We start from the raw sequence: 24,293 nt of genomic DNA, 5'->3' as shown, positions 1-24,293 counted from the left end.
CCGGGGATGGGTCCCGGGGCGGCTGCTGGAGGGGCATCCGCCCGTACCGCGTACGGCCGGTCAGCCGGTCGACCCCGTGCGCCCGAAGCAGCGCTCCAGCTCGTTCAGGTCGTAGAACTTGCTGCCCTTCGAGACGGGGCGGCAGCCGGCCTTGAACGCCGTCTCCTTCTCGTTGTAGAGCATGCGGACGAGGTAGGTGTTGCCCTTGCGGAACACGTCCCACTGGATGTTGGAGCCGAGGGGTGCGACGGCGGCGCCCCGCCACGGGTTGCCGCCGTAGGTGTACGGCTTGCCGGTGGTGACGCCCTTCGTGCTGCCGGGCAGGCCCATCAGCGCGGCCAGGGGGATGATCTCCTCGGCGTGGGTGAAGCGGAGTTCGGCGCCCAGGTCGCTCGTGCCGTCGCGCTTGGCCTCGGCCTTCTTGAAGAAGTCGTCGAGCAGGACGTCCGCCATCTTGTACGTGATGTCGCTGTCCGCGAAGCCGGGCCCCTTCTCGTAGAAGTCCTCGGCGTCGGAGATGTACCCGAACCAGTCGGCGTCGCCCGCCGAGATGTACCGGTCCATGCCCCAGCCCTTGCCGCCCGGGCTCTCCTCGCTCATCGCGGGGGCGATGGCGTACAGGTTGTAGACGGCGGTGGCGGCCTCGACGTCCGTGCCGATCGACGCGAACTCGCCCGCCGTGATCCGGTCCACGAACGCCGGCTTGAACAGCTTCTTCAGTACGTCACGTGCGGCGCGGTGGGTCTTCGGCTGGTCGGTGACGGACTTCAGGGTGGCCGCGAGGCGCTTGTCGTTGGCGATGTAGTCGCGGTAGGCGGCACCGCCGTCGGCCTTGTGGAAGTAGAGGAGGTCCTTGTCGGTACGGGTCGCGCCGATGAGGGACGTCAGATCGGGGTCGGTCTGGGCGAGGGCGGCGCCGTAGAGATTGGCACTGTCGACGGCACGCCCCTGCCCCGAACTGACGACGTCGATGGGCTCCTTCTTCTTCGCGATCGACGCGAAGAGGGTCGGCAGCCGCTTCTCCATCCGTACGGCGGTGTCGTGGATCTCCTCCTTGCCGCGCGCGCTGAGGTCGCCGTAGCCGACGGTGCTCATGGCGGCTTCGAGGGCCTGCGCCTTCGGCCCGAACTCACGCCCCTTGGGGGTGAGTTGGCCCTCGGCCTGCGCCTTGTCGAGCAGCGCGAGGATCAGGTCGCCGTCCGAACTGTCGGTCGCGGAACGGGACCCGTGCCGCGACACGTTCTCGGTGAAGACGGGGGTGAAGCCGGCCGGGACCTTCTGGTACGAGCGGGAGTTCTGCTCCGGCTCGTACACGGCCTTCGTGCCGAAGCTGTCGGTGTGGGCGTTGCCGTTGCCGGGGGCGGCCTGGGCGGCGAACGGGGTGGCCAGCAGCGCGGTCATGCCGAGGACCAGGGCGGGAGTGACACGTCTCATGAGGCGCATGGTTCGCGGGGGATGTGAACGGCGGGTGCACTGGGGGTGACTCCGAGGGCCTGGCTTTCGCGGCGCTTTGGCGGTGCTTTGTCGGCGCTTGTCGGCTGTGCGGGGGGTCGGTGGAGGCTGTGGGTAAATCTAACCTCTGTCTACCCAAGTGACCGGTTAGAAACTTGTGGGTTCACGGCCGCAGCGTGCCGTCGGCCGGGGCGAACAGGTGGGCCATCGCCTGCCAGAGGGGCATCACGCGGGGGGTGGTGCGAGGGGTTCGCCGGGAGGGGGACGGCTGAGCGGTGCGGGCGTCCTTCGTGAGGGAGACGGCGGTGTGAGGCATGTCGGTTTCCTTCCGGCGAGTCGTTGACCTCGGCCTTGGCTCTGGCCTTGGCCTTGTGAGATCAACGATCCCGTCATCGGGCTGCCGTCACGAGGGGGTGGGCTACCTGGTTGGGGGTGCAGCTGGCACCACCATGCAGAATGCACCGCATGTTCGGACCCGCCGCGCTCCAACGCCTGTCCCTGCCCGAGGAGTTCGCCCTGTTGTCGTACGGGGAGAACGGCAGGGTGCCCAACTCGGCCCAGACGGCGGCCGGTTGCGCGGCAGCGGAGCTGGGTGAACTGGCCCTGCGCAGACGCCTGTTGGTCAGACCGCGGAAGACCAGAAAGCTGGGCGTCGAGATCTACCAGCACCGCGGCGAGATCGAGCTGTCGCCCAACACCGCCCGCACAGACCTGACTTGGGCGGACGACCTGCTCTCCTCGTTAGGGACCCGCACCGCCGGCCTCACCCCCCGCCCCCTGACGGTGACCCGCTGGCTCAGGGAACGCGGCCGGGAAGCGCTGGCACTCCACACAGGTGCCCTCGCCGAACGAGGGGTGCTGCGCCACAGCCCCGGCACCCTCCTCACCAGAACACGCCACCACCCGGACCCCGTCCTCCGCGCCGCCCTGCTCGACGGCGTCCGTGCCGTCCGCGCCGAACAGGTGCCGCTCGACGAACACATGCTGTTCCTCTGCGACTTGCTGGACGGCGCCGGCCTGACGAAGGACTTCGGTCTCACCCTGACCCGCCCGCAACGCATCGAGCGCGCCCGCGGCATCGGCGCGGCGGGGGCCCTCCCGGAAACCCTGCGCGACACGAGCACCGTACTGGGCTTCTCGCTGCCGGGCCGGGAGGGCAGAACGATCACGATAGGTGACTAACTGCTGGGCGCCGGGCGGCTAGTTGTCCTTCCGCGCCACCCCGCCGTAGATGCCGATCGGCGCGGCGCCCGGGGCCGGAGTCTCCTCGGGGCGCCAGTGGGTGACGCGGACCAGGCCCGGGTCGACGAGCGTGAAGTCGCCGAAGAAGTCCAGGACTTGGGCATGCGTGCGGAGGTTGAGGGTGGCGGTGGCCCGGTTGTAGACGGACGCCGCGTCGTGCCGGCCGTCCTCGTGGACGTCGCCCGTGGCGTGCGACAGGACGAGGTAGGAACCGGTCGGCAGCGCGTCGCGCAGGGTGGCGACGATGCCGTAGGGGTCACCGTCGTCGGACAGGAAGTGCACGACGGCGACCAGCAGTACGGCCACCGGTTCGTCGAAGTCGATGGCCTTGCGGACCTCGGGGTGGTCGAGGATGGAGCGGGGATCGCGCAGGTCGGCCAGGATGACGGAGGTGTCGGTGTCCTCCATGAGGGCCATCGAGTGGGTGCTGACGATCGGGTCGTTGTCGACGTAGACGATCCGCGTGTCCGGGGCGATGGCGTGCGCGATCTGGTGCACGTTCGGCTCGGTCGGCAGCCCGGTGCCGATGTCGAGGATCTGCCGCACCCCGCCCTCCGCCACGACGTGCCGGACGGCCCGGTGCATGAAGCGCCGGTTGGCCCGGACCCCCTCCCGTACCTCCGGCGCCGCCTTGATGAACTGCTCGGCGGCCTCCCGGTCTACCTCGTAGTTGTCCTTGCCGCCGAGGAAGTAGTCGTACATCCGGGCCGGGTGGGGCTTGCTGGTGTCGATGATCAGTGGCTGCGCGCCACTGCCGTCCCCGCTGGGAGAGGTCATGAGGCCAGGCTCCGTCTTGAAGAGTCGCTGTCAGATCATCATCCTGACACGCCTGCCGCCGGGGTCAGGGCCACACCGGGCAATACGGTTCCCGAAGTTCCGAGGGGTTTCCGCCGCCCGTCGGGAGTGTTCTCACGTCCCCGTCGCCAGGCCGTGCGCGAGGAGGCTCTCCGCGGTGTCGGCGATGGTGTCGGCGACGGGGCGGGGTGTCCATCCGAGGAGGCGTTGCGCCGGTGGCGCCGGTGGCGTCGAAGTCCTGGCCGAGTTGCGGGCGCAGGGCGCGCAGTTGGGGGTTGAACCAGCCGAGGAAGCGGGCCAGGACCAGGGGAAGTTCGCGCGTGGGCGCCTTCGCGGCACGGTCACCGAGCCGCCCGCGCAGGATGCGGGCGACCTCGACGGCGCGCAGGCTGCGACCGGCGGAGGCGAGCCAGCGCTCACCGGGCGCCGCGGGGTCGGTCATGGCAACCCCGAGCGCGCGGCCCAGGCCGACCGCCTGATGGAACTCGCGATCGACGGCTTCCGGCCGTAGAGCGCCTTCTGGGGACCGTCAGTTCGACGCGCTCGACGGCGCCGCGAGTGCCGTGATCTCGCCGGATCCCCGCTCGATCAGCCGGGTCGGAATGGTGACGGCGCGGGTGGGTGACCGGTCGCCGTCCAGTCTGCGGAAGAGCATCTCGGCGGCTGTCCTGCCCAACTGCTCGACGTCCTGGGCGATGACGGAGATCCCCGGGCTGAGGAGGTCGGCCAGGGGGAAGTCGTCGAAGCCCACGTGGGCGACGGTGTCCTGGAGACCGAGGGCGCGCAGCGCGCGTACGGCTCCGATGGTGACGAGGTTCTGGCTGGTGAACAGTGCGGTGGGCGGGTTCGGCAGCGCCAGGAGCCGCTCGGTCGTGGCGATCGCGGACTCCTCGCTGGCCCCGGTGTGCCGGACGATCTCGTCGTCGTACTCGATGTGCCCGACTTCCAGGGCGTGCCGGTAGCCGTCGAAACGCTGGGCGGCGGTGGAGATGGTCGCGCGGTCGCCGAGGTAGGCGATGCGGCGGTGGCCGGCCCTCAGCAGGTGGTTGACGGCGGTGAGGGAGCCCTGCCGGTTGTCGGAGACGACGGTGTCCGCGTCGAGCAGGCTGGGCTCGCGGTCGACGAAGACCATGCGGGTGCCCGAACGCTGCTCGCTGATCAGATAGCTGTGGTCGCGGCCGGCCGGCACGATCACCAGGCCGTCGACCCGCCGGTCGATGAGAGCACGGGCCAACTCCCGTTCCCGGGCCGGGTCTTCGTCGAGGCTGCCGACCAGCACGAGCACTCCGCGCTCGCGCGCCACGTTCTCGACGGTGCGGCTCAGGGCCGCCGAGAACGGGTTCGCCGAGTCCTCGACGAGCATCCCGATCGTGGCCGTACGACCGTCCCCGCGGCGCAGGCTGCTGGCGGTCAGGTTGGGCCGGTAGCCCAGTTTGTCGGCCGCGTCACGCACCCGGGCGGCGATGACCGGATCGACGGTGGGCACCTCGTTGACCACGCGGGACACCGTCTTGATGGCGACGCCTGCCAGTGCCGCCACCTCGCGCATCGTGGGACGGCTGCGCGGGGACGGCGACGGCGGCTCGCCCAGGGTCATCGTTGTCTCCAACTGATTCTGCGTTACCGACTCGTTGCCGACGCATGTTTACCAGTGTCTTGACGCGCTCGTCCATACGGGCCCACTATCCCGTCGAGTCAACGTTGTCTCAGCGTCGACCAAGGGCCGGCTCGAAAGGGATCACGCCATGAACCTCTCCTCCACCCAGACACCCGGCCTCCGCAGTCGGCGCACCCGGGCGGCAGCCGTCGGCGTCACCATCTGCCTCGGCGCCACCCTCGCGGCCTGCGGTTCCTCCGACTCGGGCTCCTCGTCGTCCGGCAGCGGGAAGGTGGGTGTGTCTCTGATCCTGAAGACGTTGAGCAACCCGTACTTCGTGAGCATGGAGAAGGACGCCAAGACGCAGGCCACCAAGGACAAGGTGAGTCTCACCGTGGCGGCGGGCACGTCGGACGGCGACACCCAGACCCAGATCACCGCCATCGACAACGCCGTCTCGCGCGGCGACAAGGGCATCCTGATCACCACCAACGGCGACGCGGTGAACACCGCGCTCAAGCGCGCCAAGCAGGCCGGCCTCTTCGTGATCGCCCTGGACACCGCACCGAACCCGGCGAACGTCGCGGACATCACCTACGCCACGGACAACGAGCAGGCGGGCAAGCTCGACGGCCAGTACGCGGCGGCGGCCCTGAACGGCAAGCCCGCGGTCATCGCCATGCTCGACCTGTTCAACAACCAGGTCGTCTCGGTGGACATCGACCGCGACCACGGCTTCCTGGAGGGCATGGGCATCGACCCGGGCAGCAAGACCGAGAACGGCAAGGAGGCCAAGTCCGGGAAGTACACCGGCGGCACGGGCGGTACGTACAAGATCGCCTGCCACCAGCCGACCCAGGGCGCCATCGACGGCGGCCGCACCGCGATGGAGAACTGCCTCTCGGCCAACCCGGACATCAACGTCGTCTACGCCATCAACGAACCGGCGGGCGAGGGCGCGTACAACGCGCTGAAGGCGGCGAACAAGGAGAAGAGCGTCGCGATCTACGCGATCGACGGCAGCTGCTCCGGCCTGAAGAACGTCACCAGCGGCAAGTTCGCCGCCGACGCCGTGCAGTACCCCGGGAAGATGGCGGCCCTCGGCGTCAGCTCCATCGCGAAACTGGCCCGCGGCGGCAGCAAGCCCAGCGTCACCAACGGCAAGTCGTTCTACGACACCGGCACCGCGCTGGTCGCCGCGAAGTCCCTCGCGGGTCTGACGGTCCAGTCCCCGGCGCAGGCCGCATCCGCCTGCTGGGGCAGCTGACTTGGTCGGCCGGGTGGGCCGCCGGTACAAGTACCGGCGGCCCGCGCACACCACACGAGCTCACCAGTCGTACGAAGGCCCGCACGAGGGACAGAACCGGAAGGACCCCCTGTGACCACCCACGTGGACAGTGAAGCGACACCGGCGCCGGCGGAGGACTTCCTCAACCGGCCCGCCACGCCGGCCCAGCGCATCCAGTCGGTGCTGCACCGTCAGCCGGCCCTCAGCCCGGCGATCGTCCTGGTGCTCGCCGCCATCGTGTTCTCCCTCATCAACGACCGCTTCTACGCGCTGCAGAACCTGTCGCTCGTCGCCCAACAGGTGGCCGTCATCGGCTCGTTGGCCGTCGGCCAGACCGTCATCATCCTCACGGCCGGCATCGACCTGTCCATCGGCGCGGTCATGGTGCTGGCCTCGCTGCTGATGTCGAAGCTCGTCGCGGACAACGGCGTGCCGGGCGTGCTGGCCCTGCTCGCGGGAGCGGCCGTAGCCATCGCCGCGCAGGCCGTCAACGGGCTGCTGGTGACGAAGATCAAGCTGCCGCCGTTCATCGTCACGCTCGGCACCCTCAGCATCTTCACGGCGATCACGCTCATCTACGCCAAGGGCCAGACCGTGTCCTTGCAGCCCGGCAACATCCTCATGTGGAGCGCGGACACCGTCTCCATCGGGCAGTTGAACCTGACCACCGGCGTCCTGCTCATGATCGCCCTGTACGCGGTGATCGGCTACGCGCTGCGCTACACGGCCTGGGGCCGTCACCTGTACGCCGTGGGCGACGACATCGAGGCCGCCCGCCTCGCCGGTATCTCCGTCAACCGGGTCCTGCTGAGCGCGTATGTGGTCGGCGGCTTCGCCATCGCGGTGGGCGCCTGGATCCTGGTCGGCCGGGTCGGCGGCGGCGACCCGAACAGCGGCCTCAACGCCAACCTGCAGTCCATCACCGCCGTCGTCATCGGCGGCACGAGTCTGTTCGGCGGACGGGGCGTGGTGCTCGGCTCGTTGATCGGCGCGCTCATCGTCCAGGTCTTCGTCAACGGCCTGGCACTGGCCGGGATCGACCCCAACTACCAGGTCCTGACAGTCGGCGTGCTGGTGATCGCGGCTGTCTCCGTCGACCAGTGGATACGGAGTGTGAAGTCATGACGACTGTGCCCACCCCCACCCCCGCCCCCGTTCTCGAGGCCAAGGGCCTGGTCAAGGTCTTCGGCCGGGTCGTCGGCCTGAACGACGTCGACCTCACCCTCTACCCCGGCGAGGTCCTCGCCGTCATCGGCGACAACGGCGCCGGCAAGTCCACCCTGATCAAGTGCCTCTCCGGGGCGCTCGTCCCCGATCAGGGCAGCATCCTGGTCGACGGCTCCGAGGTGAACTTCAAACGCCCGCAGGACGCCCGCGAGGCCGGCATCGAGACGGTCTACCAGACCCTCGCCGTGGCCCCGGCGCTGGACATCGCCAGCAACCTGTTCCTCGCCCGCGAGATCCGCCGCAAGGGGGTGCTCGGCTCGGTGTTCCGCATGCTCGACACCGGCGAGATGAAGCGTCAGGCGGCCGACCACATCAAGCGGTTGGGCATCAGCACCCTGCAGAACATCAACCAGGCCGTGGAGACGCTCTCCGGCGGCCAGCGCCAGTCGGTGGCCGTCGCCCGCGCGGGCGCGTTCGGCGGGCGGGTCGTCATCCTCGACGAACCCACCGCCGCGCTGGGCGTCCGCGAGACCGGCCAGGTGCTCAAGCTCGTCCGCGACCTGCGTGACCAGGGCCTCGGCATCATCCTGATCAGCCACAACATGCCCAACGTCTTCGACGTGGCCGACCGCATCCACATCCAACGCCTCGGCGGCTGCGCCGGAGTCATCACCCCGCAGTCGCACTCGATGGAGGACGCGGTGGCCATCATGACGGGGGCGAAGAAGCTTGTTCCGGAAGCGGGGTGACGGGCCGTGGCGGGGGTGAAGGGGCTTGTTGCGGAAGCGGGGTGACGGGCCGTGACGGGGGTGAGGAGGCTTGTTGCGGAGGCCGGGTGACGGGGCATGGCGGGGATGAAGAGGCTCGTTCCGGAAGCCGGGTGACGGGCGGGGGCGGTACGGCGGACACGTACCGGATCACCGAAGGCCGCCTCGGCGACGAACCCACCGTGACCGTCTCCGCACCGGACGGTGCCGTGCGCGTCGTCCTAGCCCTGCGCGGGGCGACGCTGCTGAGCTGGCGGGTCGCACGCGGAGCGGCCGGGCAGCTCACCGAACCGACGGAACCGATGGAACCGATGGAACCGACGGAACCGACGGAACTGACGGAACCGACCGACCCGACGGAACTGACGGAACCGACCGACCCGACGGAACTGACGGAACCGACCGACCCGACGGAACTGACGGAACCGACCGACCCGACGGAACTGACGGACGGCTACCGCGACGAGGCGGAACTGCGGTCGCAGGACGGGGTACGGGCGGGCCTGCTCGCCCCGTTCTCCAACCGCGTCGCCGACGGCCGCTACCACCACGGCGGCCGCGACCACGACCTGCTGCCCGGCCGCGTCGGGGACCGCACGGTCTACCACGGCTTCGCGCGCGAGGCGCCGTTCCGGCTCGTCGGGGCCACCACGACGCCCGACTCGGCGCGGCTGCTGCTGCGCAGCACGAGCATCGGACCGGACAGGTACCCCGGTTACCCCTTCGCGCTCGACCTCGACGTGGAGTACACGATCGGCCGCCGCGAGCTGGGCATCGGGATCCGGGCGACGAACGTAGGGGAGACGACAGCCCCCTACGCGTCGGGCTGGCACCCGTACTTCACCCTGTCCCGCCCCCGTCCCATCGACGACCTGGTCCTGCAGATCCCCGCCCACACCCTGATCCGCACGGACGCGTCCCTCATCCCCCTGCACGGAAAGGAGGCCCTACTGCCCCTGGACCGCTGCCCCGACATGGACTTCCGTACGCCCAGACGGCTCGGCACCGCGGTCATCGACGCCTGCTTCGCAGACCTGGCCCCCGGACCCGGCGGCCGGACCGAGACGGTACTGAGCGACCCCGCGACCGGAGCCGAACTACGGCTGTGGCAGTACGGCGGCTACATGCACGTGTTCACCGGCGACACCCTGGCCCGCGACCGGCGCGCCTCCATCGCCCTGGAACCCGTCGAGGTACCCACCGACGCGTTCAACCGCCCCGAACACGCCGACGCCCTGGCCCTGGAGCCCGGCCGGCAGCGGGAATTCCGTTTCGGGGTCACTTATCGGCCCTCGACGCGCTGAGCAGCGGCAGCGGCTCGCGGGCGGACTCGGCGGACTCGGCGGTGGACCCTACGCGGACGGCCGGAAGTCCGACGAACCCTTCGTCCAACGCAGCGCGCAGATGAGGGCTCCGCACGCGGCCTGGACGTCAAGGGCCCTTATTTGTAAGGCCGTTCACTCGTCCTGCTCGATGCCCTTCAGCGGGACCAGGGCGCGATCCACCGGCCGAACCTGTTTCCCCGACTGTCCACGCCGGCCAGGCTGATCCGTGTCCCGGCACCAAAAAGGGCGAGGCCCGAAGACCCCGCCCACTACCGCCACCAGCGAACCCTCACCTCACGGCCACACCAAGCAGTACGGCTGATGCCCCGCCTCATGCAACCTGTGGCTGAAGTCCTGCCACTCGTGCAGCAGTTGGTACACATTGAACGCATCCCGAGGCCCGCCCCGGTCCGGCACCGTCGACCAGATGAACGCCGCCGCGCCGACCGCCTCCTCGCCGATTCCGCGCAGGGGGTCGACGACCGTCATCGGGAGCTTGACGACCGCGTAGTCGGGGTGGAGGACCACCAGTTCCAGCGGGGGCACCTTGTTGAGCGGGACGCCCTCGATGCCGGTGAGGACCATCGCGGCCATCGTCTCCGGCTTGATCTTGGTGAACATGCCGTTCATCCCGAGCTCGTCGCCGCCGAGTTCCTCGGGGCGCATCGAGATCGGGACGCGGGCCGCGGTCGCGCCGTCGGGCGCGCCGAAGTATTTGTACGTCACCCCCACCCGACCACCATTCCTGCTCCCCGCCCGCAACTGATCGATCCGACGTTCGATACGTCGCTCATCCCGATCCGACTCACCCGAAACCGAACCTGAGCCCGAGCCCATGCCGGATCCCGATCCCAAGCCGTTTCCCGCACCCGCACCCGCACCCGCACTCGGACCCAAGCCCGATCCAGGCCCGCCCCGTCGTGCCTCGGCCGCTTCCTCCTCGTCGCGCCGGTGCTTCCCCCGCCGGGCACGCCGAGGACCCAGGTCGTCAGTCCCCTCGCCCAGTCCGCCACCGCGATGCATATCTCCACCCGACTGCTTTTCCAGGACGCGTGACCCTCGCCGCGCAACCCGATCATCGTGTCAGTGACCTCCCCCACGGCCGCCCGCCGAAACGTGCGCTGAAACACCTGTCCGCAGGATCTGCGCAAGCCCTGAACACCGTCGCCCGCATGAGCTGTGTGTGTCTGTGTGTATCAGGTCCCAGTCTCGCAGACGGGTGGGGGCCCCTGCCCGGTCTCCCGCCGCCTACCCTGAGGAGGTCACTGAGTCGCCGGAGCCCAAGAACAGCGGGAAGTCCCGGAAGTCCCAGAAGTCCGAGAAGCCGGAGAAGTCGCAGGTCATGACCGAAACGTCCAGCGGAACGCCCAGCGAAACGCCCAGCGGAGGGGCGAGCGGAGCGCCGCACGCCCTGCCCTATCCATACGACGCGCCCGTCTCGCAGGCTCTCTTCGACCGTGCGTCGGTCGTCACACCCGGCGGCGTGAACTCCCCGGTGCGCGCCTTCCGCGCCGTCGGCGGCACGCCCCGGTTCATGGTCTCCGGCAACGGCCCCTACCTGACGGACGCCGACGGGCGCGAGTACGTCGACCTCGTCTGCTCCTGGGGTCCCATGATCCTCGGGCACTCCCAGCCCGACGTGATCGCCGCCGTCCACGACGCCGTATCCCGCGGCACCTCCTTCGGCACCCCCGGTGAGGGCGAGGTCGCGCTCGCCGAGGAGATCGTCGCCCGGGTCGAGCCCGTGCAGCAGGTGCGGCTCGTCTCCAGCGGGACCGAGGCGACCATGTCCGCGATCCGGCTCGCCCGCGGGTTCACCGGGCGGCCCAAGGTCATCAAGTTCGCCGGGTGTTACCACGGTCACGTCGACGCGCTCCTCGCCGCCGCCGGTTCCGGGGTCGCCACCTTCGCGCTGCCCGACACCCCCGGTGTCACCGGCGCCCAGGCCGGCGACACGATCGTGCTGCCGTACAACGACCTCGAAGCCGTCAACGAGGCCTTCCACCGGCATCCCGGTGAGATCGCGTGCGTCATTACGGAGGCTTCGCCCGGGAACATGGGCGTCGTGCCGCCGACGCCCGGGTTCAACCAGGGGCTCAAGGACGCCTGCTCGAAGAACGGTGCCCTCTTCATCTCCGACGAGGTCATGACCGGGTTCCGCACCAGCAGGGCCGGGTGGTTCGGGATCGACGGGGTCCGTCCCGACCTCATGACCTTCGGCAAGGTCATGGGCGGCGGTTTCCCCGCCGCCGCGTTCGGCGGGCGCGCCGACATCATGGCGCACCTCGCTCCCGCCGGGCCCGTCTACCAGGCCGGCACCCTCTCCGGTAACCCCGTCGCGACCGCCGCGGGCCTCGCCCAGCTGCGCCTCCTCGACGACGCGGCCTACGACACGATCGACGCCGTATCGACGCAGATCCAGTCGCTCGTCACCGAGGCGCTCACCAAGGAAGGTGTCGCGCACCGGATCCAGAACGCCTCCAACATGTTCTCCGTGTTCTTCACGGACCGCAGCGTGCGCACCTACGAGGACGCCAAGGCGCAGGAGTCGTACCGCTTCACCGCGTTCTTCCACTCGATGCTGGCGCAGGGTGTCTATCTGCCGCCCTCGTCCTTCGAGTCCTGGTTCGTTTCCACGGCCCACGACGAACGGGCCATCCAGCGGATCGCCGACGCCCTCCCGGCGGCGGCCCGAGCGGCGGCGGAGGCCACCCGATGACCAGCAGTGACACCGACATCACCGTCGTCCACGTGATGCGGCACGGCGAAGTCGCCAACCCGGAAGGGGTGTTGTACGGCCGCCTGCCCGGCTACCACCTCTCCGAGCTGGGCCGGCAGATGGCCGACCGGGTCGCCGAGCACCTCTCCTCGCGCGATGTCACGCACGTCGTCGCCTCTCCGCTGGAGCGCGCGCAGGAGACCGCCACGCCGATCGCCAAGGCGCACGGGCTCGACCTCGGGACCGACGGGCGGCTCATCGAGGCCGACAACGTCTTCCAGGGCAAGACCTTCGGCGTCGGCGACGGGGCGCTGAAGAAGCCCGACAACTGGAAGTACCTGGTCAACCCGTTCAAGCCGTCCTGGGGTGAGCCCTACGTCGACCAGGTCGTCCGCATGATGGCCGCGCTGGACGCCGCCAAGGACGCCGCGCGCGGGCATGAAGCGGTGCTCGTGAGCCATCAGCTGCCGATCTGGATCGTGCGGTCGTACGTCGAGCGGCGCCGGCTGTGGCACGACCCGCGCAAGCGGCAGTGCACGCTCGCCTCCCTGACGACCTTCACGTACCGCGGCGACAAGATCGTGTCCGTCGGCTACACCGAGCCGGCCCGCGATCTCGTCCCGGCCCACCTCCTCGCCGGCGCGAAGCCCGTCAAGGGCAAGGACAAAGCGTTCGGCGCCTGACAAAGACGGTGTGACCACTCGTCAGGGGCAGGTCTCGTGACAGCCCTGTGACATTTGTTTCGCAACCCACATCGTTAACGGTGAACTTTCTTGTCCGCCGCGTCCTCTCACAGGTAGACCACAGAGGACGCGACGGATGGGGAAGCAATGCGGAGTCTCACTCGACGAGGAGCGCTCGGAGTCGGTGCGGGCGCCGCGGCGGCCGTAGGACTCGCGGGGTGCGGGACGCTCGGCTCGGACGGGTCGAAGCCCTCCTCCGGCGGCTCCGGCAAGGGCTCCTCCGGCGGCCCCACCAAGTCCCTTGAGCCCCGCGCCAAGCCCATCGGTGACGGCTCCACGTCCTTCACCGGCGCCCAGCCCAAGCAGCCCGCGAAGCCCGTGCCGCTGGAGCCGGGGCAGACCCCGCCGCAGTTCGTGATCTTCTCCTGGGACGGCGCCGGCGAGGTCGGCAACGGACTATTCCCCCGCTTCCTCGACCTCGCCAAGCAGCATGGCGCGAGCATGACCTTCTTCCTCTCCGGCATCTATCTCCTCCCCGAGTCGAAGAAGCGCCTGTACAACCCGCCGAACAACGCGCGGGGCGCCTCCGACATCGGCTACCTCACCGACGAACACGTCAAGGCGACGCTCACCAACGTCCGCCGCGCGTGGCTGGAGGGCCACGAGATAGGCACCCACTTCAACGGCCACTTCTGCTCCGGCTACGGCACGGTCGGCAACTGGACGCCCCAGCAGTGGCGCAGCGAGATCGACCAGGCCAAGTCCTTCGTCAAGGAGTGGCGCACCAACACCGGCTGGCACGACCTGCCGTCCCTGCCCTTCGACTACGAGAAGGAACTCGTCGGCGGCCGCACGCCCTGCCTCCTCGGCCAGGACAACCTGCTGCCCACCGCCCGCTCGCTCGGCTGGCGCTACGACGCCTCCTCGCCCGGCGGCCGCCAGGTCTGGCCCGTGAAGCGCAACGGCGTCTGGGACTACCCGCTCCAGGCCGTCCCCTTCCCCGGGCACAGCTTCGAAGTCCTCTCGATGGACTACAACATGCTGGCCAACCAGTCCGTCAACTCCACCAACGCGCCCGCCTACAACTACCCGGGCTGGCGTACCCAGGCCGCGCAGGCCTACATCTCCGGCTTCCAGCGCGCGTACGAGTCGAACCGCGCCCCCTTCTTCATCGGCAACCACTTCGAGCACTGGAACGGCGGCATCTACATGGACGCCGTCGAGCAGGCCTTCAAGCACATCGCCCAGCTGAAGGAGAAGGGCGAGGACGTACGCATGGTCTCCTTCAAGCAGTTCACCGACTGGATCGACGTGCAGAAGCCCGAGGTGCTGGCCCAGTTGCGCACCCTCGATGTCGGCCAGGCACCGGCCGGCGGCTGGAAGTCCTTCCTGGCCGCGAGCCCGACCGCCTCTTCTACGGCCACTGGAGACGCCGCCTGAAATGCGGTTTTCCGCCCGCTGGGCGCCCTTGAGGGGGGCGCGCAAGATCCCCAGAACGGGCATGCGAAACTTTTCACATGAGTGCCGCCAGTCGCGCCCGTAGCCGCGCCGTCCTGTCGACCGCCGGTGTAGCCGTCGCCGCGTTGGTGCTGTCCGCGTGCAGCTCCGGAGGCACCTCCGGAGGTTCGGGCAACACCAACTTCATCACCGGCTCCGACGGCATCGCGACCGTCAAGAAGGGCGACCGCCAGGCCGCCCCCGACCTGTCCGGCAAGACCATCGACGGCAAGACGCTCAACACCGCCGACTACAAGGGCAAGGTCCTCGTCGTCAACGTGTGGGGCTCCTGGTGCTCCCCGTGCCGCGCCGAGGCGGACAACCTGGTCCAGGTCGCCAAGGCCACGGCGAACAAGGACGTCCAGTTCGTCGGTCTCAACACCCGTGACACCAGCACCGAACCGGCCGTAGCGTTCGAGAAGAAGTACGAGGTTCCGTACCCGAGTCTCTACGACCCGACGGGCCGGCTGATGCTCCGCTTCAAGAAGGGCACGCTCAACCCGCAGGCCATCCCCTCCACGATCGTCATCGACCGGGACGGCAAGATCGCGGCCCGCGCACTCCAGGCACTCAGCGAGGACAAGCTCCGCGAGATGCTCGACCCGGTCATCGCGGAGAAGTGAGCTGACGTGCTGCTCGCCGCCGCCGCCCTGCCGGGCCAGAACCAGACGGTCTTCAGCGGGGCCCTGTTGCTCGCCCTGCCGATCGCCGTACTCGGTGGGCTCGTCTCCTTCTTCTCGCCGTGCGTCCTCCCGCTCGTTCCTGGCTACCTCTCCTATGTCACCGGGGTCAGCGGCACCGACCTGGGCGATGCCCGGCGGGGCCGGATGGTCGCCGGCGCCTCCCTCTTCGTCCTTGGTTTCACCGCCGTGTTCGTGTCCGGCGGGGCGCTGTTCGGGTTCTTCGGGCAGACGCTGCAGGAGAACCAGGACGTCCTGTCCAAGACGCTGGGCGTGCTCATGATCCTCATGGGTGTGTTCTTCATGGGGCTGATGCCCTGGCTGACCCAGCGTGAGTTCCGGTTCCACAAGCGGCCGACGACCGGGTTGATAGGAGCTCCGCTGCTGGGCGCGCTGTTCGGCATCGGCTGGACCCCGTGCATCGGCCCGACCCTCGCGTCCGTGCAGGCGCTCTCCATGAACCAGGCCAGTGCCGGTCGCGGCGCCATACTGACCGTCGCGTACTGTCTCGGCCTGGGTGTCCCCTTCGTCCTCACCGCGGTCGCGTTCCGCAAGGCGCTCGGTGCCTTCGGCTGGGTCAAGCGCCACTATGTCTGGGTGATGCGCGTCGGCGGCACCATGATGATCGTGACCGGCGTGCTGCTGCTCACCGGCGCCTGGGACGCGCTGGTGCAGGACATGCAGGGCTGGTCCGACGGCTTCACTGTAGGGATCTGATCGATGAGCAAGACGACCGCCGACTCGCCCGCCGAGACGCCCCGGGCCGACCCCGCCGGCGACGACCAGGACCTCGGCGCCGCCGGCTCCCAGCTCTCCACGGCCCCCGTCGAGACGGCCATGCCCGGCTCCTTCGGCGGCAACCGCAGGCCCGGCCTCACCGGCTGGCTCGCCTGGACCGGCCGTGAAGTGCTCGGCTGGGCGCGCTGGTTCTGGCGGCAGCTGACCTCGATGCGCGTCGCGCTGATGCTGCTGTTCCTGCTGTCGCTCGGCGCGGTCCCCGGCTCGCTGATCCCGCAGTCCGGCACCGACGCGCTGAAGGTCTCCGAGTTCCAGGACGCGCACAAGACGCTCGGCCCGATCTACCAGAAGCTCGGCCTCTTCCACGTCTACGGCTCGGCCTGGTTCGGCGCGATCTACGTCCTCCTCTTCGTCTCCCTCATCGGCTGCATCATCCCGCGCACCTGGCAGTTCGTCGGCCAGCTCCGCGGCCGCCCGCCGGGCGCGCCCAAGCGCCTTAACCGCCTTCCCGCGTACGCCACTTGGCGCACCGCCGCCGAGCCGGACGAGGTCCGGGAAGTCGCCCTCGCGACCCTGAAGAAGCGCCGCTTCCGCGCGCACGTCGACGGGGACGCCGTAGCCGCCGAGAAGGGCTACCTCCGCGAGACCGGCAACCTGCTCTTCCACCTCGCGCTGATCGTGATGCTGATCGCGTTCGCCTGGGGCCAGCTCTTCAAGTCCGAGGGCGACAAGCTGATCGTCGAGGGCGACGGCTTCTCCAACACCCTCACCCAGTACGACGACTTCAAGTCCGGCAACCTCTTCAGCGACGACGACCTGGTGCCGTTCAGCTTCAACCTGAAGAACTTCGTCGGTACCTACGAGCGCACCGGCCCCAACCGCGGCACTCCGAGCACCTTCCAGGCCGACATCACCTACAGCCTCGGCGCCTACGGCAAGTCGGAGAAGCACACGATCAAGGTCAACGAGCCGCTGGAGATCGGCGACTCGAAGGTCTACCTCGTCAGCCACGGCTACGCCCCGGTCGTCACCGTCCGGGACGGCAAGGGCAACGTGGTCTTCCATCAGGCCGTGCCGATGCTGCCGATCGACTCCAACGTCACCTCGCAGGGCGCGATCAAGGTCCTCGACGGCTACAAGAACTCCCAGGGCGTCGCCGAACAGCTCGGTTTCGCCGCCCTGTTCGTGCCGACGTACGCGAAGAGCAGCGGCACGATGTTCTCCCAGTACCCCGGGCTCGACTATCCGGTGCTCAACGTGACCGGCTACCACGGCGACCTCGGCGTCAACTCGGGCATTCCGCAGAACGTGTACCAGCTGAACACCAAGGGCTTGAAGCAGTTCAAGACCGCCAAGGGCGCCATCCTCAAGTCGCAGCTGCTGCCCGGCGAGACGATGAAGCTGCCGAACGGCGCCGGGTCGATCACCTTCGACAAGCAGATCAAGGAGTGGGCGGGCTTCCAGGTCGTCCAACAGCCCGGCACCACCTGGGCCCTGGCCGGCGCGCTCACCGCGATCGTCGGACTGGCCGGCTCCCTGTTCATCCAGCGCCGCCGCGTCTGGGTGCGGGCCACGCGCGGCGCCGATGGGGTAACGGTCGTCGAAATGGCCGGCCTCGGCCGCAGCGAGTCCGCGAAACTCCCCGAGGAACTCGGCGACCTGGCCGCGCTGGTGCACGACCGGGCCCCGACGAAGACCGACGACGATCTGAAGTCTGACGACGACCCCAAGACCCCCACCTCCGACGCCGACACCCACGACTCCGACTCCGGCGTCGAACCGCCCGTACCCGCCGAAGGGGCTGAGAAGTGACTCTCGCCGCCGCAACCGACATCGCCTCCGTGACCAATCTGGCCGCCGCGACCAACGAGCACCTGGCCAACCTCAGCAACACGCTGATCTACTCCTCGATGGCCGTCTACACCCTGGCCTTCCTCGCGTACATCGCCGAATGGACCTTCGGCAGCCGCAGCAAGATCGGCCGTACGGCCGCCGCGCTGACCGGTGCCGAGGCGAAGAAGGCGGCCGCGCCCGCCGTCGCCGTCAAGAACGCCGGCGGCACCACCGTCCTGGAGCGGCCGAAGGTCGTCGTCCGGGCCGCGTCCGGCTCGCGCGATGTCCCGGACGGTCCCGGCGCGCACGGCGGGGACGAACAGGGCGACCTCTACGGCCGTATCGCCGTGTCCCTCACCGTTCTCGCGTTCCTCGTGGAGCTCAGCGGCGTCCTCGCCCGCGCGGCCTCCGTGCAGCGGGCGCCCTGGGGCAACATGTACGAGTTCAACATCACCTTCTCCACGGTCGCCGTCGGTGTGTACCTCACGCTGCTGCTGCTCAAGAAGAACGTGCGCTGGCTCGGCCTGTTCCTGGTCACGACGGTCCTCCTCGATCTCGGCATCGCCGTCACTGTCTTGTACACCGCCAGCGATCAATTGGTTCCCGCCCTCCACTCGTACTGGCTGTACATCCACGTCTCGACGGCGATCATCTGCGGCGCGGTCTTCTACGTGGGCGCCGTGGGCACGCTGCTCTACCTCTTCAAGGACTCGTACGAGAACAAGCTCGCGAACGGCGGCAAGCCCGGCGCCTTCGCCACCTCCGTGATGGAGCGGCTGCCCGCCTCGGCGAACCTCGACAAGTTCTCCTACCGCGTCAACGCGGCCGTCTTCCCGCTGTGGACGTTCACGATCATCGCGGGCTCGATCTGGGCCGAGTCGGCCTGGGGCCGCTACTGGGGCTGGGACCCGAAGGAGACCTGGGCGTTCATCACCTGGGTCGCCTACGCCTGCTACCTGCACGCCCGCGCCACCGCCGGCTGGAAGGGCCGCAAGGCCGCCTATCTGGCCCTGATCGCCTTCGGCTGCTGGATCTTCAACTACTACGGCGTCAACATCTTCGTCGGCGGCAAGCACTCCTACGCCGGCGTGTAACCCGCAACTTCCGTACGGCACAGGCCGGTTCCGTGTGACATGGGTCACCGGAACCGGCCTTCGTCGTCCGGACAGGTAGAGGGATGTGGATACGAATCTGCAGTTGAGGAAACGCATCCGCGCGGGGGACCACGACGCCTTCGGCGAGCTCTTCGACGCGTACGCACGCTCCGTCTACAACCATGCCTTCCGGCTCACGGGGGACTGGGCGCAGGCCGAGGACATCGTGTCGCTGACCTTCCTGGACGCCTGGCGCCTGCGCGGCAAGGTCGACGATGAGGGCGGCTCGCTACGGCCCTGGCTGCTCGGCATCGCCACCAACGTCACGCGCAACACCCGCCGCGCCGCCCGAAGACACGCGGCGGCGCTCTCCCGGCTGCCCCGTGACGAGGTCGAGCCCGACTTCGCCGACGAGGTCGCCGCCCGCCTCGACGACACCGCCGAACTCGCCCTCGTACGCACCGCGTTGGCCACCCTGCGCCGCGCCGAGCGCGAGGTGCTCTCCCTCTGCGTGTGGTCCGGCCTCGACTACAGGGCCGCGGCCGAGGCGCTCGGGGTGCCCGTGGGCACCGTACGGTCGCGCCTCTCGCGGGCGCGCGCAAAGCTCGCGAAATATCTCAAAAATACGGAACTCCCCCTGCGGGACGGACAGATGAAAGGTGACCGCGGCAGTGCGGTCGGGCCCCTGAGGGAGGGACAGCGATGAACCAGCTCCCGGAACTTCCCGAGAGAGACCTTCCGCCGGGCCGTCACCGACTCCTCAAGGAGCATCTGATGACCGAGATCCGGCACGAGACCGCACCCGTCCAGGAGGGCGCGCCCGCTCGCCGGCGGAACAAGTGGTTGCGGCCCGCGCTCGCCGCGACCGCCGTCGCCACCGCCACGGCCGTCGCCTTCGTGGTCATGCCGTCCTCCGGCTCCTCCCCGGCGCCCGCGCAGCCGCCGCGGAAGTCGACGGTCGCGCTCCTGGAGGACATCGCGCTCGCGGCCGAGCACGAGAAGTCCTACGGCACGGTGCGCGACGACCAGTTCGTGTACGTGGACAGCAAGGTGTCGTACGCGAACTCCGGGGAGGGGATGAAGACCCGGATCGATCCGCTGCACCGGCAGGAGGTGTGGATGTCGGTGGACGGCCTGCACGTCGGGCTGGTGCGGCAAGCGGGGATGGGGGAACACTCCGTCCCGGTCGACGTGAAGCCGGGCAAGGCCGGCTGGGACGTCTCGTCCTTCTACAACCACGTGAGGACACTGCCCACCGACGCCGACGCGATGTACGACTACCTGGCCACGACCGCCCCGAAGTACGGCGGTGACGACAAGAACCAGGCCATGTTCGTGCTGGTCGGCGATCTCCTCCGCGATTCCATCGTGCCGCCCAAGCAGAGCGCGGCACTGTTCCGGGCGGTGGCCAGGATTCCCGGAGTGACGACGGTCGAGGGGGTGAAGGACGCCACCGGGCGGCCCGGTGTCGCCATCGCCCGGACCGACCCCTACAACCCGCTCCGGGACGAGTGGATCTTCGACGCGAAGACCCACGAGTTCCTGGGTGAGCGCGAGGTGGCCACCAAGGACAACGCCGGCGTGAAGAAGGGCACGGTCACTGCCGACACCGCCGTCCTGCGCCGGGCGATCGTCGACAAGGCGGGCGAACGACCTTAGGGGACAAGGGTGTTCAGGCCGGAGGCAGGCAGTCCTTCGCGGGTGGTTTGTCCTCCGGCCAGGCGATCCTCACGAAGCGGGAGCCGCCCTGTGGGGTGAGTTCCACTATCGGGACGGCCTTGTCGTACGGGTTGCCGTGGACGTCCAGGCAGATCCACCCGCTCGCCCCGTTGACCCTCAACGACCCTTTCACCTGCGGCCATTGGAGGCCGACGTCGGCCAGCGGCGGGATCTTCTGCTGGTCGGGGGTGGCCTCGCGGATGCCGTGGACGGCGAGGCGCATCGCGTCGTAGGCGATGATCGCCTGGCCGTCGTCGAGGGAGACCGGGCCGATCGGGCCGACGGGGGAGGTCTTGGCGGTGGCGAGGAGTTTGTCGAGGTCCTGGGTGTCCTGGGGCGAACCGCCCGTCGCCGGGGGGTTCTTGACCCAGGCGTCGGGGTGGGCGAGGGCGGTGTAGCGGACGGCGACGCCGTGTTGGAGGGCGGTGCGGTCGAGCTTCTTGTCGCCGGTGAGGTACGAGCCCTCGTCGCCGGTGAGCACGGTGAAGGTGCGGGACTGGCAGCCTCGGCGGCCCAACGCGTTGATGAACTGCCGGAGTTGGGTGTGCCGTCCGGCGAAGAACACGGTGTTCAGCTTGGCGTCCGTGTCGCAGATGAGGTCGGTGATCTGCCGGAAGGTGTTGGGCGTGCTGCCTTCCTGGCTGCGGTCGGCGGGCGGGGTGAACGGCCAGGAGCCGTACGGCGAGCCCTTGAGCAGGGTGGCGAAGGCCTGTTGGAGCGTCTTCGTGTACGGGTCGCCGGGCTTGTCGTAGACCAACAGGGCCCGGTCGGCCGTCACCTTGGCGTAGGCGGCGAGGGCGCGGGCCTCGTCGGTGTTGGTGGGGGAGACGCGGGCGAGTCCGGGGTAAGGGTCCTTGCCCTGCTGGCCGTTGGCGAGGTCGTCGGCGGTGATGGAGGTGCCGATCACCGGGACGCCGAGCCGGGTCAGTTCCGCCACGGCCTTCTTGTTGTTGTCGGTGCTGGTCCCTATCCCGGTGACCGCGCGCAGCCGGTCGGACGACGTCGTCATCGTCACTATCCGGTCGACCGTCCGCTCCCAATAGGCGCCCGTGGCACCGGGGTTGGCGAGCACCAGCCGGATGTACGGGGTCTCGCCGTTGTCGTCGTGGTTGGCCCGGTACTGCGCGAGATAGGAGCCCTGCAGCTCGTGCAGCACGTCGTTCGTCATGTCGGCGTCGGTCGCGGTGAACGGCTCGAAGAGCGCGACGGTGACGTACGTGCCGGCCCTGAGGGAACGGTTCTCGCGGTCTATCGCCCTGATGGTGTCGGCGAATTGACGCTGCCCGAAGTTGAACGAAGAGGTCGACACACCCACGCACTCGGAGCTGTCCTCGGGGCGGGCCACCCCGGCCGCGCAGGAACGGTCGTCGTGCAGAAGGGTGCGGGTCAGCTGGACCAGCCCGAAGACCAGCGCGGCGGCGACCACGAGGGCCGTGTAGCGGTAGATCGGGATCGTCCGGATCCGCTGGAACAGCTCGTGCAGCCACGCTCTCATCGCCCGCCCCCGTCTCGGTCGTCGCCGGCCGGCACTCTCAACGGGCGCCCGGCCAGGGCCTGTTCGGGCCACTGCTGGGCGGCCCGCCAGAGCGGTTCACTGCCCGCGGGCCAGATGTTCGACAACTGCTCCAGATCGAAGTGCATCCGCCCCGCGACCTCCTCGTCCGGCAGCACCAGCGGATCCGTCACCTGCCACACCGCGTGCAGCAGCCGCCGTACCGTCAGATGAAGGGCCGGATCCACGCCGGCCGGGGGATCCTCCTCGGCGTCCGTACGGGCCAGCGCGACGGCCTTGCGGTGGTCGCCGGGGGCGCCGATGTCGCGGCCGTGCGGATCGTGTGCGTGGTAGTAGGGCGCGGCGGTGACGAACAGCAGCGTCTCCAGCCAGGCGTACGGCGTGATGGTGCGGAAGGTGGTCCGCAGGTACGTGACCGCGTCCGCCGTGTCGCCCAGGGCGAGTTCGTGGTGCAGGCGGTAGCGGGCGCGGGCCGGGGTGTCCGGGTTGCCGGGCAGGCCGTCGTAGTGCGAGAGCAGTGAGCGGTGGACGGCGCGCCAGCGGCCGTGGTCGGCGTCGTCGAGGTGGAGGCGGAGCAGGAGCAGGGTGCGCAGGAAGGGGTCGCCGACGAAGTAGCCCTCGGCCGGGGGGAGTCCCTCGGCGGTGAGCTGGGTGCGCAGCCGGTTCACCCCGGCCGCCCCGAAACTGTCCCCGAGCCGGGCCTCGGCCAGTGCCCGTGCCGAGTCCCCGTCGTGTGCGGTGGCGAGCACGGCCAGTTCCTCCGCGAGCCCCGGCGGCACCAGCCGGTCGAGCAACTCCCGGTACACGGGCCGCCGTTCGCCCTCCGTGTCCCCGTCCGGCTTCAGCCCGGCGGTCAGCAACTCACCCGGACTGACGGCCCCCACGGGCCGGTTCTGCCGTACGGCCTGCCCGAGCACCGCGGCCCCCAGCGGACTGCCGGCGGTCAACCGGTGGATGGCGTACGGCAGTTGGGGCGGCACCTCGACACGCGTAGAGCCGTCGGCGTCGGTGGCGCACACGTCGGCGATGACGCGCCGCGCCTCCTCGGGAGTCAGCGCCGGCAACGTCACCACCAGGGCCCGGGACGAGGGCGAGGCCCCCGGCACCCAGCCGCTCCCGCGGGCCACCTCCGGCAGCGGATGCCGTACGGCGTCCGGCAGTTCGGGGTGACGACGGCCGCGCAGACCGGCGAAGAACACCACCTGGTCACCGGTGCCGTCGGCACGCTCTCTCAGCACGGCCTTCATCAGCCCGGGACCGGGCCCCGACTGCACGTTGTCGACGAGGACGACGGGCCGCCCGACCCGGCGCATCCGCTCCCACCGGCGCTGGTACGTATCGCTCAGATCGGCCAACAGGGCGCGCAGCAGCCAGCGTTCGGCGTCCGCGCGGGAGGTGCCCTCGGCGCGGAAGTCGCGGGCGATCTCGATCAGCCCGCGCTTGGCGTCACCGCTCGCGCCCGGGTAGGCGCTGTACCAGTCGGCGCCCGCCTTCAGCAGCCCGTTCGGCGTCCACACCAGGTCGAAGAGGGTGTCCAGGGTCGCCTCGATGACGGCCTGCCCCACCGGCCCCGTACCCGACAGATTGGCGATGAGCCGGGAGGCGACCTTGCCGGCCCAGCCCTGCGCGATCACCGCCCAGCGCCGCGCCGGGTCGCTCAGCAGCAGGATGCGCCGGGCCTCCTCGCGGGCGCTGTCCTCGTCCCGCGAGCCCCAGCCGGTGGCGCACACGGCGAGCAGCCCGGCTTCCAGCCGCGGGAAGTCGATGCTCCCGGCGCCGCGCACCACCGGCTCCCGCAACTGCTCCGCGACGGTCGCCAGCGCCTGCCACACCGGCGACCAGGTCGCGGCGGGCCGCCCGTCCGGCAGCCGGGTGAGCCGGTCGGCCTCGCAGTCGATCAGCGCGACCGGCGTGTGCCCGCGGTACGCGCTCCGCAGCTCGGCCAGCGCCATGCTCTTGCCGAGTCCGCGCGCGCCCGCGAGCACGACGAAGGGCGGTTCCGGGTGTTCGTACGGCGAGGTGAGCAGCTCGTACGGCCGCAGGCCGATCAGGCGCGAGGCGAGACCGGGCGGCTGTGCCTCGAACAGCGCCCCGCGTCCATGCAGCCCTCTTCCCACCGCATCTCCCCCTGAGCGGTCGCCTGGCACCGGAACCTGTCTATCAACACCAGGGTAAATAGGGGGA

General features: G+C 69.6%; 22 protein-coding genes. 15 read left to right on the top strand and 7 right to left on the bottom strand.

Annotation, left to right across the window (positions count from 1 at the left end; translation table 11 throughout):
• Nucleotides 1–60 precede the first annotated feature (60 nt).
• Nucleotides 61–1,434: a histidine-type phosphatase gene (locus OG504_RS23765; protein ID WP_405991625.1), complete on the bottom strand. Its 1,374-nt coding sequence runs from the start codon at nt 1,432–1,434 to the stop codon at nt 61–63.
• A 181-nt stretch (nt 1,435–1,615) separates the two neighbouring features.
• A complete protein-coding gene (locus OG504_RS23760; RefSeq protein ID WP_405991624.1) occupies nt 1,616–1,768 on the bottom strand; it encodes a hypothetical protein in 153 nt (50 codons plus the stop codon).
• A 149-nt stretch (nt 1,769–1,917) separates the two neighbouring features.
• Between OG504_RS23760 and OG504_RS23755 the strand changes: the two genes are divergently transcribed.
• Nucleotides 1,918–2,634, top strand: coding sequence for a GPP34 family phosphoprotein (locus tag OG504_RS23755; protein ID WP_405991623.1), 717 nt, complete (start codon nt 1,918–1,920; stop codon nt 2,632–2,634).
• Between the two features lie 18 nt (nt 2,635–2,652).
• On the opposite strand, the gene OG504_RS23750 is transcribed toward OG504_RS23755, so the two are convergent.
• Entirely contained in the window at nt 2,653–3,471 is an 819-nt protein-coding gene (locus OG504_RS23750; protein WP_405991622.1) for an SAM-dependent methyltransferase, read from the bottom strand.
• 175 nt (nt 3,472–3,646) lie between these two features.
• Here OG504_RS23750 and OG504_RS23745 point away from each other — a divergent pair, with 175 nt between their 5' ends.
• The gene (locus OG504_RS23745; protein WP_405991621.1) at nt 3,647–4,000 is read left to right on the top strand and encodes a hypothetical protein; all 354 of its coding nucleotides are present in this window, start codon (nt 3,647–3,649) and stop codon (nt 3,998–4,000) included.
• An 18-nt stretch (nt 4,001–4,018) separates the two neighbouring features.
• On the opposite strand, the gene OG504_RS23740 is transcribed toward OG504_RS23745, so the two are convergent.
• Nucleotides 4,019–5,086, bottom strand: a complete 1,068-nt coding sequence (locus OG504_RS23740; protein ID WP_405991620.1) for a LacI family DNA-binding transcriptional regulator — start codon at nt 5,084–5,086, stop codon at nt 4,019–4,021.
• 148 nt (nt 5,087–5,234) lie between these two features.
• Between OG504_RS23740 and OG504_RS23735 the strand changes: the two genes are divergently transcribed.
• The 4 genes from OG504_RS23735 (at nt 5,235) to OG504_RS23720 (ending at nt 9,612) form a co-directional block, all read left to right on the top strand.
• On the top strand, nt 5,235–6,353 hold the full coding sequence (locus OG504_RS23735) for a substrate-binding domain-containing protein (protein ID WP_405991619.1): 1,119 nt from the start codon (nt 5,235–5,237) through the stop codon (nt 6,351–6,353).
• A gap of 111 nt (nt 6,354–6,464) precedes the next feature.
• Nucleotides 6,465–7,499, top strand: coding sequence for an ABC transporter permease (locus OG504_RS23730; protein WP_365308817.1), 1,035 nt, complete (start codon nt 6,465–6,467; stop codon nt 7,497–7,499).
• Entirely contained in the window at nt 7,496–8,290 is a 795-nt protein-coding gene (locus OG504_RS23725) for an ATP-binding cassette domain-containing protein (protein WP_405991618.1), read from the top strand. Before OG504_RS23730 ends, OG504_RS23725 begins: the two co-directional genes overlap by 4 nt.
• 131 nt (nt 8,291–8,421) lie before the next feature.
• Entirely contained in the window at nt 8,422–9,612 is a 1,191-nt protein-coding gene (locus OG504_RS23720) for an aldose 1-epimerase (RefSeq protein ID WP_405991617.1), read from the top strand.
• 315 nt (nt 9,613–9,927) lie between these two features.
• Here the strand turns inward: OG504_RS23720 and OG504_RS23715 are convergent, their stop codons facing one another.
• Complete coding sequence (locus OG504_RS23715; protein ID WP_019061278.1) at nt 9,928–10,365, bottom strand: hypothetical protein; 438 nt, start codon at nt 10,363–10,365, stop codon at nt 9,928–9,930.
• A gap of 679 nt (nt 10,366–11,044) precedes the next feature.
• Here OG504_RS23715 and hemL point away from each other — a divergent pair.
• From hemL to OG504_RS23670, 9 genes are all read left to right on the top strand, one after another.
• On the top strand, nt 11,045–12,352 hold the full coding sequence (gene hemL, locus OG504_RS23710) for a glutamate-1-semialdehyde 2,1-aminomutase (protein ID WP_405996410.1): 1,308 nt from the start codon (nt 11,045–11,047) through the stop codon (nt 12,350–12,352).
• Complete coding sequence (locus tag OG504_RS23705) at nt 12,349–13,035, top strand: histidine phosphatase family protein (RefSeq protein ID WP_405991616.1); 687 nt, start codon at nt 12,349–12,351, stop codon at nt 13,033–13,035. Before hemL ends, OG504_RS23705 begins: the two co-directional genes overlap by 4 nt.
• 147 nt (nt 13,036–13,182) lie before the next feature.
• The gene (locus OG504_RS23700) at nt 13,183–14,475 is read left to right on the top strand and encodes a hypothetical protein (protein ID WP_405991615.1); all 1,293 of its coding nucleotides are present in this window, start codon (nt 13,183–13,185) and stop codon (nt 14,473–14,475) included.
• A gap of 77 nt (nt 14,476–14,552) precedes the next feature.
• A complete protein-coding gene (locus OG504_RS23695) occupies nt 14,553–15,155 on the top strand; it encodes a TlpA family protein disulfide reductase (protein ID WP_398990688.1) in 603 nt (200 codons plus the stop codon).
• Nucleotides 15,156–15,161: 6 nt separating this feature from the next.
• On the top strand, nt 15,162–15,929 hold the full coding sequence (locus OG504_RS23690; RefSeq protein WP_405991614.1) for a cytochrome c biogenesis CcdA family protein: 768 nt from the start codon (nt 15,162–15,164) through the stop codon (nt 15,927–15,929).
• Between the two features lie 3 nt (nt 15,930–15,932).
• On the top strand, nt 15,933–17,762 hold the full coding sequence (locus tag OG504_RS23685; protein ID WP_405991613.1) for a cytochrome c biogenesis protein ResB: 1,830 nt from the start codon (nt 15,933–15,935) through the stop codon (nt 17,760–17,762).
• Complete coding sequence (gene ccsB, locus OG504_RS23680; RefSeq protein WP_405991612.1) at nt 17,759–18,877, top strand: c-type cytochrome biogenesis protein CcsB; 1,119 nt, start codon at nt 17,759–17,761, stop codon at nt 18,875–18,877. The genes OG504_RS23685 and ccsB overlap by 4 nt, the downstream gene beginning before the upstream one ends.
• A gap of 85 nt (nt 18,878–18,962) precedes the next feature.
• Complete coding sequence (locus OG504_RS23675; protein ID WP_405991611.1) at nt 18,963–19,583, top strand: RNA polymerase sigma factor; 621 nt, start codon at nt 18,963–18,965, stop codon at nt 19,581–19,583.
• Nucleotides 19,580–20,536, top strand: a complete 957-nt coding sequence (locus tag OG504_RS23670; RefSeq protein ID WP_405991610.1) for a CU044_5270 family protein — start codon at nt 19,580–19,582, stop codon at nt 20,534–20,536. The genes OG504_RS23675 and OG504_RS23670 overlap by 4 nt, the downstream gene beginning before the upstream one ends.
• A gap of 13 nt (nt 20,537–20,549) precedes the next feature.
• Here OG504_RS23670 and OG504_RS23665 read toward each other — a convergent pair whose 3' ends face one another.
• Together OG504_RS23665 and OG504_RS23660 are read right to left on the bottom strand one after the other, a co-directional pair.
• Nucleotides 20,550–22,091, bottom strand: a complete 1,542-nt coding sequence (locus OG504_RS23665) for an ABC transporter substrate-binding protein (RefSeq protein WP_405991609.1) — start codon at nt 22,089–22,091, stop codon at nt 20,550–20,552.
• Nucleotides 22,088–24,226 carry a hypothetical protein gene (locus OG504_RS23660; RefSeq protein ID WP_405991608.1) on the bottom strand — a complete coding sequence of 713 codons (2,139 nt, stop codon included), beginning with the start codon at nt 24,224–24,226 and terminating at the stop codon, nt 22,088–22,090. The genes OG504_RS23665 and OG504_RS23660 overlap by 4 nt, the downstream gene beginning before the upstream one ends.
• Nucleotides 24,227–24,293: the final 67 nt, after the last annotated feature.

It is taken from the genome of Streptomyces sp. NBC_00986 (assembly GCF_045162565.1).
Lineage (GTDB): Bacteria > Actinomycetota > Actinomycetes > Streptomycetales > Streptomycetaceae > Streptomyces.
Note: the sequence above shows the minus strand (reverse complement) of the source record. Positions and strands in the feature narration are given on the sequence as shown.

What these genes read in the sequence shown, in the direction of transcription:
- OG504_RS23665 (WP_405991609.1), bottom strand. Translation starts at nt 22,091, where the DNA reads ATGAGAGCGTGGCTGCACGAGCTGTTCCAGCGGATCCGGACGATCCCG.
- OG504_RS23750 (WP_405991622.1), bottom strand. Translation starts at nt 3,471, where the DNA reads ATGACCTCTCCCAGCGGGGACGGCAGTGGCGCGCAGCCACTGATCATC.
- OG504_RS23670 (WP_405991610.1), top strand. Translation starts at nt 19,580, where the DNA reads ATGAACCAGCTCCCGGAACTTCCCGAGAGAGACCTTCCGCCGGGCCGT.
- OG504_RS23725 (WP_405991618.1), top strand. Translation starts at nt 7,496, where the DNA reads ATGACGACTGTGCCCACCCCCACCCCCGCCCCCGTTCTCGAGGCCAAG.
- OG504_RS23760 (WP_405991624.1), bottom strand. Translation starts at nt 1,768, where the DNA reads ATGCCTCACACCGCCGTCTCCCTCACGAAGGACGCCCGCACCGCTCAG.
- OG504_RS23685 (WP_405991613.1), top strand. Translation starts at nt 15,933, where the DNA reads ATGAGCAAGACGACCGCCGACTCGCCCGCCGAGACGCCCCGGGCCGAC.
- OG504_RS23695 (WP_398990688.1), top strand. Translation starts at nt 14,553, where the DNA reads ATGAGTGCCGCCAGTCGCGCCCGTAGCCGCGCCGTCCTGTCGACCGCC.
- OG504_RS23735 (WP_405991619.1), top strand. Translation starts at nt 5,235, where the DNA reads ATGAACCTCTCCTCCACCCAGACACCCGGCCTCCGCAGTCGGCGCACC.
- OG504_RS23755 (WP_405991623.1), top strand. Translation starts at nt 1,918, where the DNA reads ATGTTCGGACCCGCCGCGCTCCAACGCCTGTCCCTGCCCGAGGAGTTC.
- OG504_RS23765 (WP_405991625.1), bottom strand. Translation starts at nt 1,434, where the DNA reads ATGAGACGTGTCACTCCCGCCCTGGTCCTCGGCATGACCGCGCTGCTG.
- OG504_RS23705 (WP_405991616.1), top strand. Translation starts at nt 12,349, where the DNA reads ATGACCAGCAGTGACACCGACATCACCGTCGTCCACGTGATGCGGCAC.
- OG504_RS23740 (WP_405991620.1), bottom strand. Translation starts at nt 5,086, where the DNA reads ATGACCCTGGGCGAGCCGCCGTCGCCGTCCCCGCGCAGCCGTCCCACG.
- OG504_RS23700 (WP_405991615.1), top strand. Translation starts at nt 13,183, where the DNA reads ATGCGGAGTCTCACTCGACGAGGAGCGCTCGGAGTCGGTGCGGGCGCC.